At 40.1% G+C, this 15381-nt stretch carries 17 protein-coding genes; 8 read left to right on the forward strand and 9 right to left on the reverse strand.

Going from position 1 to position 15381, the window contains the following annotated elements; translation table 11 throughout:
• Positions 1-67: 67 nt before the first annotated feature.
• Complete coding sequence (locus B3394_RS16785; protein ID WP_177733792.1) at positions 68-508, reverse strand: hypothetical protein; 441 nt, start codon at positions 506-508, stop codon at positions 68-70.
• A gap of 53 nt (positions 509-561) precedes the next feature.
• On the reverse strand, positions 562-2145 hold the full coding sequence (locus tag B3394_RS16790; protein WP_286927587.1) for a hypothetical protein: 1584 nt from the start codon (positions 2143-2145) through the stop codon (positions 562-564).
• Positions 2146-2808: 663 nt separating this feature from the next.
• On the opposite strand from B3394_RS16790, the gene B3394_RS16795 reads away from it, so the two are divergent.
• From B3394_RS16795 to B3394_RS16805, 3 genes are all read left to right on the forward strand, one after another.
• Complete coding sequence (locus B3394_RS16795; protein ID WP_177733796.1) at positions 2809-3573, forward strand: MBL fold metallo-hydrolase; 765 nt, start codon at positions 2809-2811, stop codon at positions 3571-3573.
• 4 nt (positions 3574-3577) lie between these two features.
• Positions 3578-4075 carry a hydrolase gene (locus B3394_RS16800; protein WP_177733797.1) on the forward strand — a complete coding sequence of 166 codons (498 nt, stop codon included), beginning with the start codon at positions 3578-3580 and terminating at the stop codon, positions 4073-4075.
• Positions 4076-4187: 112 nt separating this feature from the next.
• Positions 4188-4694: a hypothetical protein gene (locus tag B3394_RS16805; RefSeq protein ID WP_177733798.1), complete on the forward strand. Its 507-nt coding sequence runs from the start codon at positions 4188-4190 to the stop codon at positions 4692-4694.
• Between the two features lie 44 nt (positions 4695-4738).
• On the opposite strand, the gene B3394_RS16810 is transcribed toward B3394_RS16805, so the two are convergent.
• From B3394_RS16810 to B3394_RS16830, 5 genes are all read right to left on the reverse strand, one after another.
• On the reverse strand, positions 4739-5383 hold the full coding sequence (locus tag B3394_RS16810) for an alpha/beta hydrolase (RefSeq protein WP_177733799.1): 645 nt from the start codon (positions 5381-5383) through the stop codon (positions 4739-4741).
• Between the two features lies 1 nt (position 5384).
• Positions 5385-5711 (reverse strand): hypothetical protein, encoded by a 327-nt coding sequence (locus B3394_RS16815; protein ID WP_177733800.1) that lies wholly within the window; start codon positions 5709-5711, stop codon positions 5385-5387.
• Positions 5712-5714: 3 nt separating this feature from the next.
• Positions 5715-6971 (reverse strand): dihydroorotase, encoded by a 1257-nt coding sequence (locus B3394_RS16820; protein ID WP_286927588.1) that lies wholly within the window; start codon positions 6969-6971, stop codon positions 5715-5717.
• On the reverse strand, positions 6968-8896 hold the full coding sequence (locus B3394_RS16825) for a vWA domain-containing protein (RefSeq protein ID WP_286927589.1): 1929 nt from the start codon (positions 8894-8896) through the stop codon (positions 6968-6970). Before B3394_RS16825 ends, B3394_RS16820 begins: the two co-directional genes overlap by 4 nt.
• Before the next feature lie 112 nt (positions 8897-9008).
• Positions 9009-10355, reverse strand: a complete 1347-nt coding sequence (locus B3394_RS16830; protein WP_286927590.1) for a DEAD/DEAH box helicase — start codon at positions 10353-10355, stop codon at positions 9009-9011.
• A gap of 323 nt (positions 10356-10678) precedes the next feature.
• Here B3394_RS16830 and B3394_RS18205 point away from each other — a divergent pair, with 323 nt between their 5' ends.
• Entirely contained in the window at positions 10679-10762 is an 84-nt protein-coding gene (locus tag B3394_RS18205) for a hypothetical protein (RefSeq protein ID WP_414654279.1), read from the forward strand.
• Between the two features lie 73 nt (positions 10763-10835).
• On the opposite strand, the gene B3394_RS16835 is transcribed toward B3394_RS18205, so the two are convergent.
• Both B3394_RS16835 and B3394_RS16840 read right to left on the reverse strand, forming a co-directional pair.
• Positions 10836-11207 carry a nuclear transport factor 2 family protein gene (locus B3394_RS16835; RefSeq protein ID WP_177733804.1) on the reverse strand — a complete coding sequence of 124 codons (372 nt, stop codon included), beginning with the start codon at positions 11205-11207 and terminating at the stop codon, positions 10836-10838.
• 150 nt (positions 11208-11357) lie between these two features.
• Positions 11358-11984 carry a helix-turn-helix transcriptional regulator gene (locus tag B3394_RS16840; protein WP_286927591.1) on the reverse strand — a complete coding sequence of 209 codons (627 nt, stop codon included), beginning with the start codon at positions 11982-11984 and terminating at the stop codon, positions 11358-11360.
• Between the two features lie 89 nt (positions 11985-12073).
• On the opposite strand from B3394_RS16840, the gene B3394_RS16845 reads away from it, so the two are divergent.
• The 4 genes from B3394_RS16845 (at position 12074) to B3394_RS16860 (ending at position 15374) form a co-directional block, all read left to right on the forward strand.
• On the forward strand, positions 12074-12574 hold the full coding sequence (locus tag B3394_RS16845; protein ID WP_286927592.1) for a DUF2480 family protein: 501 nt from the start codon (positions 12074-12076) through the stop codon (positions 12572-12574).
• A gap of 16 nt (positions 12575-12590) precedes the next feature.
• Positions 12591-13139: an NADPH-dependent FMN reductase gene (locus B3394_RS16850; RefSeq protein WP_177733807.1), complete on the forward strand. Its 549-nt coding sequence runs from the start codon at positions 12591-12593 to the stop codon at positions 13137-13139.
• Between the two features lie 254 nt (positions 13140-13393).
• Positions 13394-14878, forward strand: a complete 1485-nt coding sequence (locus B3394_RS16855) for an ankyrin repeat domain-containing protein (protein WP_286927593.1) — start codon at positions 13394-13396, stop codon at positions 14876-14878.
• A 4-nt stretch (positions 14879-14882) separates the two neighbouring features.
• On the forward strand, positions 14883-15374 hold the full coding sequence (locus tag B3394_RS16860) for a DUF2271 domain-containing protein (RefSeq protein WP_177733808.1): 492 nt from the start codon (positions 14883-14885) through the stop codon (positions 15372-15374).
• Positions 15375-15381 lie beyond the last annotated feature (7 nt).

The following is a 15381-nucleotide window of genomic DNA, read 5'->3' on the forward strand; positions in this document are numbered from 1 at the left end:
TTGTGCTTTAATTGTTTGATAGAGAGCTGTAAAAAACAATGCCGGTTTAAAACCGGCATTGAAAGTGTTATTTGTTATGCTGCTGTAAATCAACAGCATTATTGTAATCTTCTTCGATAAAGATAAATTTGTATTCCCTGCTGTTTTTTGTTTCCAGTAATAAAATGAAATTTTTAGGATTCAGAAAATTTCGTATGCTCGTGGTATTTGTGGTGAAGTGCTGAATCTTTTTGTTGTCAAAGATTATTGTCACGGAATCGGATAAACTAATGATATCGCTGGCACTTCCGAACATAAGATTTATTTGCTGCGTCAGAGAATTTTCCTTTGCTAACGGAAAGGTGTATTCTTTGGCCGATTTATAACTTTTTATCGTGATATCATGTCCGCTTTTGTTGATATACGTGTATTTTTCAATAAAAGTTTCGTCTACTATTTTACTGCAAAAGATCACTGAAAACATGATAATCAACAACAGTAAAAGTGATATAACTGACCGGTTTCTCATTTTCTTACTTTAGGGTTCTCCCGGATTTTTATAAACAGGAGGGAACGGTATTGTTATTGCATGTTCCAGAAACTAAAAGTAGCTTCAAGATTGCTTTCTGTTGGATTGTTAAATTTCGTTATGATACTGTTTTTCCAGGCATCCCAGGTTTTCTGGTTTTGTAAAGCATCTTCAATTTGTCTGATGGTATATCCGGAAACTTTGTCCTGATACGATTTTGGTAAAACATTCCAGGGATTTGCATCGGTAAAATACCAGGTGCAGCTTCTTGTTTTGAATCCGTCAATGGCATCCTGTACCATTCCGGTATAACGTAATCTGTTGTAGGATGATTCATAATCGGTGTACACCATTCGGGTAAGGCTCCATTCAACACCTCGTGCCCATGTTTCCACAACAATCTTATCCGAATTTTTAAAGTTGCTGCCGCTGCTCATGCTCCAGTGCGAAGCGTGCCCCAGTTCGTGTATGGTTGTTGCGTAAGTACGGTATCTTGGATTTTGAGGATTAAAGATATGGATATGGCTGCCCAGTCCTAAAAATCGTCTTGCCGGTGATGCGTTTCCGTCATAATCGCTGTTGGTTTCATTTACCGCTTTGATTTTTAGCTGTGTTTTCCAGAAACCGTTTTGCGGCGGTCTTCTTAAGCCTAAAATATTTTTGTAGTAGTAATGATGAGCAGCGCGGAATATCGTTGAATAGTAGCTGTGAATGCTGGTTGCTACGTGGTGAACATCCCAGTTTCCGGTTTTTTTAGGACCGTCTAATTTAGCTGTAGAAAACAACCATCCTTTGCGGATCTGGAAATCATATCTTTCGTAGTCGTAGCTGTAATTTGCCGGACGTTTGAATGTTCCGTCGCAGCTGTAGTAACCGTTTGCGTCTACAAAACCGGTATGTGTAGTGAACCATCTTCTGGCACATACTTTTAGTCCTTCAACACCAATGGTTCCTAATTTGTCGTCATACATCGTGATTCGTCCTGCCGGTCTCCAGCTGCTTCGTGCAGCAACTCCGGCATTTTCTTCTTCATGATCGTTACCGGTTAATACTAAAGAACGTTCTACAAGTTCTTCGGGCGTTATTCCGTGTAATACTACCGGTGTTGGCGGATTTCCTTCTTTGATATCGGCGATTTTTTCTTCATCCGGGATAAAAAGCTCATCCAGGATCTGGTGTTCCACTTCCGGCATCGGTTTGTTCACCGGAATGGAAGCATAGCGATAACCCGGCTGGTCCTCTGCAACGCCTTCATCGCGGTAAGAATCTAAATCGTATCCTTCCGGGAAAGCAACATCAAGCGGGAAAGTGTACATTACAATAGTACTGTCCTGCTTTAACAGATCCATCATGTCCTCATTTTGCGGCATGAATTTTACGTAATAGTGAGTGGTTGTAATGCCGGACATTTCTTTTGCACGGTCAATATCTCCTTCTGTTAACAGATCGGCGTATGCTCTGAGCATGTTTGTTACGGAATATGGATTCTCAAGCTGTGTTGAGCCGTCCGGAAGCCGCTGACCAAATGTGGTGTTTGTTTTGGATTGGCTGTTTTGATCTTCATTCCAATCTTTTTTGTCACAGCTACCCAAAGTAAGTAGTGTAATCGCAATTAGTCCTAGTAAAACTTTTTTCATTGACATTGGTTAAAGGTTAGTATTATTTTTTCTCAGCTTTGCGAAATTATTAAAAAACAATTGATATGCAAGTAATGTGGTTTGTTTTTAATGTTTTGATAATGTTTAAATTATGTTTAAAAATAAAGAAAGTGTAGCTTCCGTATTGTAAATCAGGTACTGCAATCTATGGTAGATGGTCTGTTGTGAAATAATGTAAAACAATGGTTTTGAGTGATATATTTGTGTTTTTTGTTGGATTTATTTGTAGTTTTTTAATTTTATAACTGGTGCGATTTGCACTTATTTTGTAAAGAGATAAATTACAGTGTCTGTTTTTGTTTTTTTCGATTCAGGTGTAAAAAATGCTGTCTGATATTGGGAAGAGGTCTTAAAAAAGCTGATGACTATTGATGGAAAGCAATGCTAAAAAGGCGCTCAGGCTAACATTGGTTCTTTGAAAAAGGGATCGGGGAGCTTGTAACGTGTTTTATCTGCCGGTTTCCGTTCTCCGGTAATTTCTTCCGGTCATAAGGAATTAAGGCTTTTGCGGAAACGGGAAAGGGCGTCAGTGGTTAAATGGTATTCAAATCGTTTCTAAACTATTATTTGTTCGTTTTTATTAGCTTTATTGTATAGGGATTTAGGAGACAGATTCTTATTTTTGTAAAAAAGAAGACCACTTTGAAAGTATATTTTTTGGGAACAGGAACTTCACAGGGAATCCCTATTATCGGAAGCGATCATCCCGTTTGTCTGAGTGATGATCCGAGAGATAAACGATTGCGGGTATCCGTTTTAATGCGTTGGGAAGATCATAATGTTGTAATTGATTGCGGACCGGATTTCAGGCAGCAGATGCTCACGGCTAAATGTGCTAAGCTGGACGGGATACTGTTTACGCATGAACACGCCGATCATACAGCCGGTCTGGACGATATCCGGCCTTATAATTTCCGGCAGGGTCCCATGCCTGTATATGCACACGAACGGGTGATAGCAAGCCTTAAAAGACGATTTGACTATATTTTCGAGACCGAGAACCGCTATCCCGGCGCGCCTTCGGTGGCTGTTAGCGAAGTGAAAAACGATGCGGCTTTTGTTCTGGGCGGTAAAACGGTGATCCCGATAAATGTATGGCATGGCGACTTGCAGGTATTTGGTTACCGCATAGACGATTTTGCCTATCTGACCGATGTGAAAACCATTGACGCTGCAGAAGTGGAAAAACTCAAAGGAGTAAAGGTGCTTGTGGTGAATGCCCTACGGGTGGAACCGCACATTTCCCATTTTAATCTGGAAGAAGCTCTGGCGTTTATCAGCCATATTCAGCCGGAACGTGCCTATCTGACCCACATCAGCCATCATATGGGATTTCACGGAGAAGTACAGGAAAAACTGCCGAAAAATGTATTTTTGGCTTACGATAATTTAGAAATTACAATTTAATACTATGAAAAAAGCAATACTCTATCTCTTTATTTTATCCTTATTGTTTAATGTTTTTCAATACATGAATTCCAATAAGATATTGAAAACGCAGCAGAAAGAACTGGATACTGCCAAGTTAAGAATCGATAAAGTACGCGATTCCATTAATACGATTCTTGTTGAAAAAAACGACAGTGATTATTTCTCATTGGAATATGACGATGATGCACAGGAGTATTTTTCCCGTTATGATGTGATGAAAGTTGCGGCTAAGGTAAAAGAGGATCTGGTTACTTTAAACGATGCCAAAACCGGAAATGCCATGATTCCGTATGAACCGATTGACGGAAAAAAGTTTATCATCAGTAAAATAAAAATCCTGAATCACCGTTGGATTATAGCCGACTTTTATAGCGGTGCGGTGCGGGGAGAAGTACTGTTAAAGTATTTTCACAACGAAGACAAGCCTACAGATTTTGAAAGAATCGATGCAATTTTGTTTTCGAATACGGTAAAATAAAACAATTATTTTATATTTTTATAACTGCATTGTTTCTGCTTTCGCAACTTTGAAAGGAGAGGCGGTTTAAAGCAGTTGACCCAACTATTTTCAGGACGAAAAAAAATTATAAATGAAAAAGATAATCCCATTAATTGCATTCAGCTTCTTTTTCGTTTCGTGTGATCTCATTATGAAAAAGCATGACAGCGAAGATGAGGTGGTTGTAAACCCCAAACAAATGGTATTAGGAACCGATAAAGACGAACACGGATGTGTGGGGTCTGCCGGTTACAGATGGTCCATTCTTAAAAAAGACTGTATCCGTGTCTTTGAAGAAGGATTTCGCATGAATCCGGTAAAAGAAACCCCGGTGGATACCGAAGAAGAAATTGAAGAACCGATCATCAGCAGTTTTGTAACTTTTGAAAAAGACGGGGACAGAGCCGAATTGTTCTTGCCGGAAAAAAAGGAATCGGTTATTATGACCAGAGAGAAAGAAGGGAAACCGTATCATGGTGGCGAGTGGACACTGGAAACCGATGGCGGCTTATCGCTGAAAGTAAACGGTGTGATGAAATACAAAGGCGCATTGACAGAAGAAAAAGCGGTAACCGGAAGTGATAATCCGGAGCAATAATAAATACGCAATAAAAAAGCCCTGAAATTTTCAGGGCTTTTTTATTATTGTTGTAACCAGGTTTTGAAATCGTAAAAATTCTGCGGTGCAACACCATGTCCCACAGGATATTCTTTATAAACAACATCCAGTCCGAGTGCTTTTAAGAATTCCGGAGCTTTCCGGGCCCAGTCCACAGGAATAACCTGATCGACCGTTCCGTGTGAAATAAAAAATTTCAGCCTGGAGATCGCTTTAGTCTGAAAATCGGGAGCAATAATATCCGGATTCACATAACCGCTCAAAGCCACTACGCGCTGTATCTTTTCCGGGTTAGACAAGGCTGCTGCATAACTTAAAATAGCACCCTGGCTAAAACCGATTAACGTAATCTTATCTTTATCTATCGGGTAATTTTCCAGTAATTCATCAATAAAGGTAACGATCAGCTCGCGGGATTCCACCGCTTCTTCATCGTCTGAAAACTTGTTCGCATCCGCATCAAAATGAATGCTGTACCAGGCGTTGCCATAAGGCGGCATTGGGTGTGGTGCACGGGCGGAAACCACGAAATATTCTTCCGGCAATTCGGATGCAAAAGAGAACAGATCCTCTTCATTACTGCCATAACCATGAAGCAGCAGCAGCAACGGATTTTTATCTGATTTTATTTTGGGTTCTCTAACGAGATGAAATAAGGATAAATTCATTTTATGCTAAATTTTTAAACCATTTTTGGAAATATTCCCCAAGAATAGGGATTGTTTTCATTTCGTTCTGTAAAGCGCCAACCAATCCGTAAGCCCATAGTACAAAGAAGAAAATGAAGAAAGCAGAAGAAACCATCCAACTGTCGGCATAACCCACAAAATAAGCCAAAACATAAAATGAAAGATGAATGCCAAAGGCCTGGCGGATATGAAAACCGGCAAACGGGTTTTTCGTTTCCATATTCATAAAAATGGCAATAATGGTTCCAATTATTGTGATATAGCCAATAATCGCGGTTGTTTTACCTTGTTCGACAGTATTGTTCATAGCTTATTCGTTTAAAATTAAAATTCCCTGATTGTAAATACCATAGGCTTTTCCTTTCATAGGCTGACCTAAGAATGCGGAATTTTTTGATTTGGAAAGAATGTCTTCTTTCGAAAATTCCCAGCTGCCTTCGGTGTTAAACAAACTTATTGAAGCTTTGTTGCCTTCTTTAATCGCTTGTTTTTCGATCTTGAAAATGCTTTTTCCGGCTGTCAGTTTTGCGACGATAACATCCGCCGGCAATACGGTTAGTAAGGCTCCAAAAGCACTTTCCAGTCCGATGGTTCCGTTTTTGGCATTGTCAAATTCCATTTTTTTATGTTCGATATCGAGCGGATTGTGATCGGTTGTTATTATGTCGATCGTTCCGTCCAGTACGCCGGCGATAAGCGCTTTTCTTTCGTTCTCATCACGCAAAGGCGGCGTTACTTTATAGCGGGTATCGAAATTGTTTAAGGTTTCATCGGTTAAAACCAGATGGTGTACCGCTACGCTGCAGGTAACGTTTAATCCTTTGGCTTTTGCTTCTCTGATTAAAGTTACGGATTTTGCCGTAGATATTGTCGGGATATGCAGTTTTCCTCCGGTATATTCCAAAAGAAACAGGTTGCGGGCAATCTGAATTTCTTCGGCAAGTCCCGGAATTCCTTTTAATCCCAGTTTGGTACTGGCAATCCCTTCGTGAACAACACCGTTCCCTTTTATTTTTTCATCCTGGCAATAGGTGATCACCAGTCCGTCGAAATCCTGTACATATTGTAAGCCTATCTTTAACAGGTTGGCATTGTCAAGACTTTTGTTATAATCGCCAAAAGCAACGGCTCCGGCATTGGTCATGTCAAACAATTCTGCCAGGTCTTTACCTTCGCTGTTTTTGGTTAACGCACCAATCGGATGCAGCTGTGTAGCCGCTTTTCCGGATTTATGAAGTACGAAGCTCACTTCTGTCTGGTTATCGATAACAGGAGCGGCGTTCGGTTGTAAGGCAATATTGGTAAATCCGCTTTTTGCGGCAACCTGAAGTCCGTTGGCAATGGTTTCTCTTTCTTCATAACCCGGTTCTCCCAGGGAAACAGAGCTGTCAAACCAGCCTTGGGAAACATGAAGATTATCCCGTTCGATTATCGTTGCGTTTTCTTCATTGGACAGATTCTGTCCGATCGTTTTTATAATTCCGTCAATAATTTTAATGTCCGCCGTCTGATTGTGAAACGGACTTTCGGTATCGATAATTGTTGCGTGTTTAAGAATTACATTCATTTTACGAATTTTTGGATCAGTAGTTCTAATAATAAAAATAGTAGTGTTGCGATGATAAAATACTTCCAGGCTTCACTGGCTGTTCTTGTCGAATGGATATCGTTAAAAACAGTAGCAATAGAATCCACTTTGGTATATTTATCGAATAAGTTGTCGTTTTGTAAGCTCAGATCACTTTCGGTACGGGCATGATTAAAGCTGATATTTTTTAAAACCGTTTTGTTTTTGGTCAGGCTGTAATTGCCCGATTGTTCCGGATAGTCGCCAAAGGACAGTTTTATTTTATTGTTCAGGATTTGCTGCATCGGGATAAAATCCGAAGTTTCATTCTGTACGGTTACCACTTCGTCCTTGGATAATAAAACATCCAGGATCATGCTTTTATTGTCGCCGATGGTAAATTCCGTAATACCGGATTTCTGATTGTTTTGTGCCATATTGTAAAAAGTAGGCACAATCAGCGGGGAATTCTGGAAATTACTGTTTGTTTTGTTGATAGGAGCGCTAAACAGGTACAGGGTTCCTATTTTGTTGGTCTGCGAACCCAGGAACGGTGTCTGGTCGTCATAGCTGAGTATCGCTGCCGGATTCCCGCCCAGTCCGAAAGAGCTGTTAACTTTCGGGTATTGGAAATTATCGGTTTTCTTTTCAAAAACAGTTTGGTATAGCGGATGGCTGAAAGCGATTTTGGTAATTTGTTTTTCAGTCGTTTGCAGCGGATTCATTTTCAGTCCTCCGAAATTCCCTAAGAAAGTGGTCAGGTTTTGTGCCGAACCGTCAGCAGCAGGAATCAGGACAATATTACCGCCTTTATCGTAAAAAGCTTTTAAGGTGGTTTGCAACGACTGCGGAATGTCTTTTAGTTCGTTCAGGATAATGGCATCCTGTTTGTCCAGTGCGTTGTAATCTACACTGTTCAGTTCCTCGCTTTTGTAATTAAACTCATCTGCAGTATAAATTCGGGACAGGAATGCATTTTTAGCATTTTCGCCTATAGCGATCACATTCGATTTTTCCGGTTTGGAAATGCTGAAATAATAGGTGTTGTCATAGTTCAGACTGTTGTCTTCAATGGCAACATACCCGTGAAAATCCTTTTTAGGCAGTGTAAAGTGAACCGATTTTTGAGTAGTATCAAATTTTACAACCGTTTTAGCTGTCAGGTTTTTTCCGTTATAAACAGCCATCGGTAATTCGTTTTCATAGTTACCGTAAGCGGTTACGTCTACTTTAATTTCATAAAAGTTATCCAGATGCTGGCTTATTGAAACCTTATCAATGCTAACGTTGGTTTTGTTTTCCGCTTTTGGAATGATAAAATAGGCGGGTGTTTTATCATCCAGTTTGTCCGCACTTTTTGCATCCTGTGCAATCGCATCGGTGATTACCACAATGTCTTTCGGAACGTTGTGTTTTTTAGCGGCCACTTTACTTAGTAAAAAGTCCAGCTGGAACGGTGTGGAACTGTACGGTAATGTCTGCAGTTCTTTCTGGATGGATTTAATATCGGTATCCCAGAAAGCTTCGGTATTGGTAACGAGCGAAAAACGCTGGTTGTCGGATGTGTTTTCCAAAAGATCCTGAACGGCTCTTTTTAAGAGTTCACCCCGGTTTCCTTTTACCTGCATGGAAAAAGAATTATCGAGTATGATAATGATTTCATTTCCGGTATTTTTAGCGTCTTTGGCATCAAAATAAGGCTGAGCAAAAGCCAGTACCAAACAGGCGAGCAGTAACAAACGGGTACACAATAAAAGCCACTTTTTCAGTTGGGAGCTTTTACGGGTTTGTATGCTGAGTTCTTTTAGGAAACGTACATTTGTGAAGTATTCTTTCTTAAAACGACGCAATTGAAACAAATGAACCAGAATTGGTATTACCAATAGAAAGAGGAAATACAGAATTTCAGGATGTTTGAATTGCATTTTATTTTAATGTTTGTCAAAAATAGTAATTACTTTTTAGTTTTCGACAGTAGTTACAGGTTGATTTAAGTTTTCGTTATTAAATTTTAAAAAAATAAGCTATACAGATAGCTTATTTCTTTTTCTTTTTGGCCGCTCTGGTTTTTTCCACCCCGCGGTTTCTTGGTTTGGTTTTTCGCGGAGTACGTTTTCCGGGACCACCAAGATTTACTTTTTTGTTTTTATCTGTTTTTTCATGAAAAGCGCCACCGCCGTCAAGCTTCACCTTTTTCATCAGGAATTTGACTTTTTGCTGCTCTTTTTCAAATTCCAGTTTTTTCTCTTCAATTTTTATGCCTTCCGGAATCGGTAACATTTCCAGTTCCTGCTCCATTAATAATTCGGCTTCCACCTGGAATTCTTCTTCTTTCGGCGCGATGATGCTAATGGCAATACCATCTTTGTCTGCACGTCCGGTACGACCGATTCTGTGGATATATTGTTCGGGAACTTCCGAAAACTGCATGTTGATCACGTGGGTAATATCGGAAATATCCAATCCACGCGCCATAATATCGGTAGTGACAATACCGCGTAATTCGCCTTTCTGGAATTTTGCCATCGTGTTCAAACGATAGTTCTGGGATTTATTGGAGTGAATAACGCCAAATTGTTCCGGGAAATCTTCTTCCAGATGTTCCATTAAAATATCGGCTACTCTTTTATTATTCACAAAAACCAGGATGCGTTCCAGGCTTTCATCGGCAGTTAGTAAATGCTTTAAAAGGTTAACTTTCGTCAGGAAGTTCGGCACATGGTAAGCTAATTGTTTAATCTTTTCCAGAGGTGTTCCGGATTGTGCCAGCGATACTTCTTCCGGGAAATCAAAATAATCGTCCAAAAGTTCATCCACTTCTTCGGTCATGGTTGCCGAGAACAGGATATTTTGACGTTTGGGTTTCATCATCGCCAGAATGGATGTAATCTGGAAGCGGAATCCTAAATTCAGGATCTCATCAAATTCATCAATAACCAGTTTTTGCATTTCGTCAAAACGAACCACATTGTCTAAAGCCAGGTCCATTAAACGTCCCGGAGTGGCTACCAGGAAATCAATTCCTTCATAAACGGCTTTTTTCTGGGTATTGATGTTTACACCTCCGTAAACACCCAAAACCCGAACCGACATGTACCGGGTTAGTTTTTCGACTTCTTCGGCTACCTGAACTACTAATTCACGGGTAGGAACAATGATGACTACTTTAGGGGTATGCGTTGGCGAAAACTTCCATTGTTTTAAGATCGGAAGTAAATAGGCAAACGTTTTACCGGTACCGGTTTGGGCAATTCCCATCATATCACGTCCTGACATAATCACCGGGAAAGATTTTTCCTGAATAGGAGTAGGTGTTGTTAACCCTAAATCGTCTATAGCTTTTTGCAGGGATTTTGGAAGATTGAATTGCTCAAAAGTGGTCATAAAGTCTGTATTTTCGGCAAAGATACGATTTTATTGTTTTAGTACTGTTTTAAAGATTGGGAACGGGGTAATTGTTAAAAGACTGTGATTATGATATTGGGATGTAAATAACTTCTTTGATAATTGTAAAATAATTGTATTTATCGTGCTTTTAATCAGTAATTTATGAAGTAATAACTACTTTTTTTAGTATTCGTATGCAGTTTTTTTATGCCCGGTTTTTCGCAGGTAGCCCATCAGCGGCCTGATTTATCGGTCTGTAACAGTGAAGTTTTCGATTTAACGGTACAGACCCCGGTTATTCTGGGAGGCCAAAGCGGGATATTTCCGGATTGGAAAAAGGACTGTATTTTATTGGTATTACAACCGGAAATGTAGCTACTGTTCAGAAATTGATCATTAAATAATTCGAAATCATTTTACAATAAAAAACCTGCTCCGATAATCGGGCAGGTTTTTTATAATTGTTTAAAACGTTTGTCACTGTTTTACATGGGTGTATAATTTATTGACAATTAACCATTCGTTGTTGATCTTGGAGAGCGACAGAAAATCGTAATAATTGTATCCCAGCATCGGGACATGGAGCTTCGCAATGGCATTATTGCCGATGATCTCTATACCAATGATTTCCATTTCGAATTTTTCTTCTAATTCGCTCGGACTTCTTCTGTTTTTAACGGTTACCAAATAATCGTCTAAGGATTTATAGAACACGTGACCTTCAATGTCACCAAACAGCATGGCATTGGGGTGAAATATTGCTTTCAGTTTTTGCACATCACCATCAAATATACCTTCAAAATATAAGGTGAGTACCTTTTGAACCGGGATTATTTCTGCTGAATACATGGTCACTAAATATTAATTAGTATTAAAGGTAAGCTAAAAAGACTAATAAATTGTAAACCAAAGTATTAAAAAAATAACGGCGCTAAAGTGCAGGGAATCATATTGAAGGCAGCTGCCTTAAAAACGCTTTGTTAAGGGAACCGGAAGTATTTATAGGGTGATTTTATACGCACATCGCTGGGCACCGCTTAATACATGATCGATACGGGTAACCGTTACGGTATCGCCGAGTATGGCCCGGAAGGTTTCCAGTTCCGATTTGCAGAATCCCTGGCATATTGTGGCGGCAGCGCAAATGGGGCAATGGTTTTCGAATAGTATAAAACCGCCTTCCTCCTGTGTGTAACCGGCCATATAACCTTCACTGTTGCGAATCTGTGCCAGTATCCTGATCCGGTCTTCCAGCTCGTTGATACCTTCCACGGCATGCAGATATTTGCTCCGGCTTTCTTTGCCATAGGCTTCAATAACGGCATCGAGGGCGCTTTCACCCAGTATTTCCTTTGTTTTCTGAATTAATTTTACCGTTAGTTCGGCATGCCTGTCCGGGAAACGTCCGTGACCGGAAGCGGTTAACGCCCAGATTTGCTGCGGCCTGCCTCTTCCTTTCGATTCGGTAGTGGCGGCAACCAAACCTTCACCGGCTAATCGCAGCATTTGAAAACGGGCACCTTCTGTGGTGACATTTAGTTCTTTTGCTACTATATTCAAAGGAAGGGAACCCTGAGTTTTCAGGATCCACAAGGCTTTTTCATTATCCGGCAATTTTATTTCCATAATAAACAAAGTGATTATTTGGTTTATTAGGCAAAATTAATAATTTTGTATCACAAACAAAAAATTAGTACTTTAAATGTGCGCAAATCATGTCGGATAAAACAATTGTAAATAAAGTAACGGCATCAGGTATTCTGCGATTGGATTTATTGCAGTACCAACCGGATGTGGTTTTTGCTGATTTTGATATCAAAAACTATCTGTTTCAGGAGCTGGTGCTGATCGAAAAAGAATTCCGCATTGAGATGGAAGCAATCGATTGGGAAGCATATCAGGGAAAAGCGGTTTCGGTTTACTGTTCTGTTGATGCCATAGTACCGCAATGGGTATATATGCTTGTTGCGGCAAGGCTTAAGCCGTATGCCTTTTCGGTAATATTTGGTTCGGAAAAGGAACATCATATAAAACTATGGGAAAACAGGCTGTTACAGGCCGATTTAACCGGATATGAAGGAGAAAAGGTGGCTTTCAGGGCAAGCGAACACATACCGGAAGCGCTTTATATCACAGCAACGAATGTATTAGCCGGTAAGGTTGCCAGCCTTATGTACGGAGAACCCGGATTACCGAAAGTGATCCGGAAATATTAATTAAAAGTAAAAACAAATGAATGTATTGATATTTAACGGCGCATTGGAACGCAGAACCACTGCCACCTCACATAAAATAGCGGATTATTTTAAAGAAAGTTTCGAAGCTAACGGAGCCGGAGTAACGGTGTTTAATTTACCCGATTCGGGGATTCCGCTTTTTGATGTTACGATTAGCGGCGTACCGAAGTCGGTGGAACTAATGGCCAATACGTTTCGCAATGCCGATGTGCATATCTGGCTGACACCGCTGTATCATGGCGGGATGACCGGAGTAATGAAAAACTGTCTTGACTGGCTGGAAGTAAGTGCCAAAGAGCACAGTCCGTATTTAACCGATAAAACCATCGGTTTGGTTTGCTGGGCAGAAGGTGGTCATGCGGTGCAGGGCATCAACAATATGGACGCGGTGGCGAAATCACTGCGCGCCTGGACGCTGCCGTACAGCGTTCCGTTAATTCGTAAGGCAATATACGATGGCGACGGAGCCTTCTCGGAAGAAAGCCTTCAAAAATTCAATCAAATGATCAAATTGCTGCTCAATAGTAAATTAGCAGGGAAATAAAGGAACATTTATCAGGTCTGACATAACTTTGTAAATGTAAAGTGCCTATCTGTAACCAGGTAGGCACTTTTTTTATGGAATGCCGTGAAAACAACAATGTTTTGCGGAGAACCACCGGAACGTTAAATCGCAACATTTATTTGGGATTTAGTTTTTTATTTAGAATCATTCTTATTAATTTTGCCCGACCGTACGATTTTACTTTGCTTTGCTTTTAATCGGCGTAATCCATAAATATGCTAAATCAAATAGTCATGAATATAACAATGAAACAGCTCTTTATCGCTTCGATAACGTTCGCATCATTCACCTTACAGGCCCAGAATAATGTTTTCCTGGAAAGATCGTACTGGAAGAAAAATCCGGATGTAACGCAGATAAAAGCGGAAATAGCAAAAGGGAGCAACCCTTCACAGCTTAATACCAATGCTTTCGATCCGGTTGTTTTTGCAATAATTGAGGATGCTGCAAACGATGCCGTAAAATTCCTGTTGGAACAAAAAGGAAATGATGTTAACAAGCTGACGCATGACGGTCGTACCTATATTTTCTGGGCGGCTTACAGAGGGAATACAGATTTAATGGAATACCTTTTAGCCAGAGGTGCCAAAACCAATGTACTGGACGATCACGGGTATACATACCTGAATTTTGCAGCAGCAAACGGTCAGTCCAATACCAAAGTATATGACCTGGCACTTAAAAACGGAGCAAATCTTAAAAAGGATCTGGACCATGATGGCGCGAATGCTTTATTGCTGATCGCACCACACGATAAAGATTTTACGTTGATTAACTACTTTATCGGAAAAGGACTGGATATTAAAAGTACCGATGCAAACGGGAATACAGCTTTTAACTATGCGGCGAGAACCGGAAACATTACAACTTTAAAACGCTTACTTGAAAAAGGGGTTACTTTTAACGATAATGCCATGATCTTTGCCAGCCAGGGAACGAGAAGTACTGCCAATACACTGGAATTATACCAGTATCTGGAAAGCTTAAAAATCAAACCTACGGCTGTTTCGAAAAACGGACAAAACGCGTTGCATGCCATTGTTCGTAAAGACAAACAGGAAGACATCATCAAATATTTTATTGAAAAAGGTGTTGATATCAACCAGGCAGACCATGACGGAACAACAGCCTTTATGAATGCAGCTATGGCAAACAGTGATGTAGCGGTAATTAATCTATTGGCAGCGTCCGTAAAAAATATCAACCAGGTTAATAAAAAAGGAATATCTGCTTTGGCTTTAGCCGTTCGCAGCAACACACCGGAAGTGGTACGTTTGTTAATTCAGAAAGGTGCCGATGTAAACGTTGCCGATGCTAACGGAGACAACCTGGCTTACTATTTGATCCAGTCGTACAATCCACAAAAAGCAGAAGCTTTTGAAGCAAAACTGAAAGCACTGGAAGAAAAAGGATTTAAGGTAGCGACACCGCAAAAGAACGGAAATACATTATACCATCTGGCTGTAGCTAAAAATGATTTATCTTTAATTAAATTAGTAGAGCGTTACAAAGTGGATGTTAATGCTAAAAATAAAGAAGGAATGACCGCTTTACACAAGGCAGCCATGACGGCTCAGGATGCGGCTATTTTAAAACACCTGATGGCTTTGGGTGCTAAAAAAGATGCGGTTACCGAGTTTAAAGAAACGGCTTATGATTTAGCTTCCGAAAATGAAGCGCTTACAAAAAACAAGATTGCAATTGACTTTTTAAAATAAAAAAATGAAAAACCTTTATAAAATAGTATTGGTACTGGCGCTGACACTTTGCTCCGGAATGAACATGATGGCGCAGAAAGGCGGTTCTACAAAATACAAATGTATGGTTCAGATGACCAACTATCCGGGTGAAGGTGCCTATATTGTTGTGTCGCTGATTGACCCGAAAGGTGCCTATGAAAAAACACTTTATGTGATGGGATCCGATAAAAAATGGTATAAGGATATTAAAGAATGGTATAAATTCCACTCTAAAAAACCGAGTAACATCAGTGCTATTACAGGTGCTTCCCTTTCCGGAGGAGAACGCAGCGTAACGGTACTGGAACTGGAAGATTCCAAAATTAATTCCGGTTACAGCTTGCGATTTGAAACGGCTGTAGAGAACCAGGAATACAAAGTGAAAGACATCGAATTCCCGCTTACCACGGAAAATGTTTCCGGCAAAAATGACGGTACCGGCTATATCCGTTACGTACGTCTTAGTCCGAATTAATCAAAAG

It is taken from the genome of Flavobacterium sp. UBA4197 (genome assembly GCF_002379575.1).
In the GTDB taxonomy this organism is placed as follows: domain Bacteria; phylum Bacteroidota; class Bacteroidia; order Flavobacteriales; family Flavobacteriaceae; genus Flavobacterium; species Flavobacterium inviolabile.

Bases quoted from the DNA above. Each gene is read 5' to 3' on its own strand.
- B3394_RS16785 (WP_177733792.1), bottom strand. From the start codon at position 508: ATGAGAAACCGGTCAGTTATATCACTTTTACTGTTGTTGATTATCATG.
- B3394_RS16790 (WP_286927587.1), bottom strand. From the start codon at position 2,145: ATGAAAAAAGTTTTACTAGGACTAATTGCGATTACACTACTTACTTTG.
- B3394_RS16800 (WP_177733797.1), top strand. From the start codon at position 3,578: ATGAAAAAAGCAATACTCTATCTCTTTATTTTATCCTTATTGTTTAAT.
- B3394_RS16805 (WP_177733798.1), top strand. From the start codon at position 4,188: ATGAAAAAGATAATCCCATTAATTGCATTCAGCTTCTTTTTCGTTTCG.
- B3394_RS16810 (WP_177733799.1), bottom strand. From the start codon at position 5,383: ATGAATTTATCCTTATTTCATCTCGTTAGAGAACCCAAAATAAAATCA.
- B3394_RS16815 (WP_177733800.1), bottom strand. From the start codon at position 5,711: ATGAACAATACTGTCGAACAAGGTAAAACAACCGCGATTATTGGCTAT.
- B3394_RS16820 (WP_286927588.1), bottom strand. From the start codon at position 6,971: ATGAATGTAATTCTTAAACACGCAACAATTATCGATACCGAAAGTCCG.
- B3394_RS16825 (WP_286927589.1), bottom strand. From the start codon at position 8,896: ATGCAATTCAAACATCCTGAAATTCTGTATTTCCTCTTTCTATTGGTA.
- B3394_RS16830 (WP_286927590.1), bottom strand. From the start codon at position 10,355: ATGACCACTTTTGAGCAATTCAATCTTCCAAAATCCCTGCAAAAAGCT.
- B3394_RS16835 (WP_177733804.1), bottom strand. From the start codon at position 11,207: ATGTATTCAGCAGAAATAATCCCGGTTCAAAAGGTACTCACCTTATAT.
- B3394_RS16840 (WP_286927591.1), bottom strand. From the start codon at position 11,984: ATGGAAATAAAATTGCCGGATAATGAAAAAGCCTTGTGGATCCTGAAA.
- B3394_RS16845 (WP_286927592.1), top strand. From the start codon at position 12,074: ATGTCGGATAAAACAATTGTAAATAAAGTAACGGCATCAGGTATTCTG.
- B3394_RS16850 (WP_177733807.1), top strand. From the start codon at position 12,591: ATGAATGTATTGATATTTAACGGCGCATTGGAACGCAGAACCACTGCC.
- B3394_RS16855 (WP_286927593.1), top strand. From the start codon at position 13,394: ATGAATATAACAATGAAACAGCTCTTTATCGCTTCGATAACGTTCGCA.
- B3394_RS16860 (WP_177733808.1), top strand. From the start codon at position 14,883: ATGAAAAACCTTTATAAAATAGTATTGGTACTGGCGCTGACACTTTGC.